The organism is uncultured Jannaschia sp. (genome assembly GCF_947494025.1).
In the GTDB taxonomy this organism is placed as follows: Bacteria; Pseudomonadota; Alphaproteobacteria; order Rhodobacterales; family Rhodobacteraceae; genus Jannaschia.
Map to the genome: position 1 here is coordinate 1 of NZ_CANLTQ010000103.1, position 1,266 is coordinate 1,266.

1 protein-coding gene is annotated in these 1,266 nt (G+C 64.8%); it reads right to left on the reverse strand.

The annotated features are described in order from the left end of the window. Positions 1–28: 28 nt before the first annotated feature. Positions 29–1,203 (reverse strand): IS3 family transposase gene (locus tag Q1B08_RS21435; protein ID WP_299823387.1). Its coding sequence is split into 2 segments (ribosomal slippage): positions 29–927 and positions 927–1,203, totalling 1,176 coding nucleotides; the frame shifts between segments, so codons are not numbered across the junction. Positions 1,204–1,266 lie beyond the last annotated feature (63 nt).

Sequence of the window (1,266 nt, forward strand, 5' to 3'; positions counted from 1 at the left end):
TGATCCTGCCCCGGGAAAGTGGACGGGGTCATGCCGCCATGCGCTCCATGTCGGCCGGTGAACGGTAGCCTATCGCGGAATGGAGGCGCCGTGAATTGTAGAAGCCCTCGATGTAGGCGAAGAGATCCCGTCGCGCTTCGTCCCGCGTGGCGTAGACGCGGTGATGAACCCGCTCGACTTTGAGCGTGTGGAAGAAGCTCTCCATAGGTGCGTTGTCCAGGCAATTGCCCTTCCGGCTCATCGAGGGGATTATCTTCGCGGCGACAAGGGCTTGGCGATACTCGTCGGCGGCGTATTGAATGCCGCGGTCCGAATGCTGAATCAGACCTGGTGGCGGTCGCTGGCGTTTGACGGCCATCTCGAGTGCTTCGAGGGCGATCGAGGCATGCAGGGTCTCTCGCATGCTCCAGCCGACAACCTTGCGGGTATGCATGTCGATCAGCGCGGCAAGGAACAGCCAGCCTTCGCCCGTCCGGATATAGGTCAGGTCGGCGAGCCAGACCTGGTTCGGCGCGGTCGCGGCGAAGTGCCTGCGCAGCCTGTTTGGCGCGATCGGATAGTCGTGGCGGCTGTCCGTGGTCCGCACCCGGCGCGGAATCGCAGCCAGTCCTCGCAGGCCGGCAAGGCGCATCAGGCGCGCGATACGGTGGCGCCCCACGCACCGGCCGGCAGCACGCAAAACGGCATGGACGCGCGGTGCGCCGTAGCACCCGCCGCTTTCCGCGTGAGCGCAGCGGATATCGCTGAGAAGGGCCCGGTTCTCAATGCTGCGGCGGCTTTCCGGCCGGCCCCGCCAAGCGTAGTAGCCGCTGACGGAGACGCCGAGCACGGCACAGATCGTGCGAACGGGCCAGAGGTGGCGGTGCTCATCGACGAACCCGAACGTCATCGGGTGGCCGCTCCGAAGATGAGCGCGGCTTTTTTTAGGATATCGCGCTCTGTTTGTGCCCTCTGAAGCTCCCGTTTCAATCGCGCGTTCTCCGCAGCCAGGTCGGCCGGGGACGGACCCTGCGCCTGCGTGATGGGGCGCCGCGCAGGCCCCGTCCCCGATCTACCGAACTGACGCATCCATCGGCGCAGCTGGGTCTCGTGAATGCCGAGCTCGGCGGCAACATCCATCACCGACAGTCCAGACGTATCTGCCCGCTCGACCGCCTGGCGCTTGAACTCATCCGGGAAATACCGGCGTTTCTTCCTCTCCATCGGACACTCCTCGTGTTGGCTCGAAAGCCTATCATGGGTGTCCACTCGAACGGGGCAGGATCA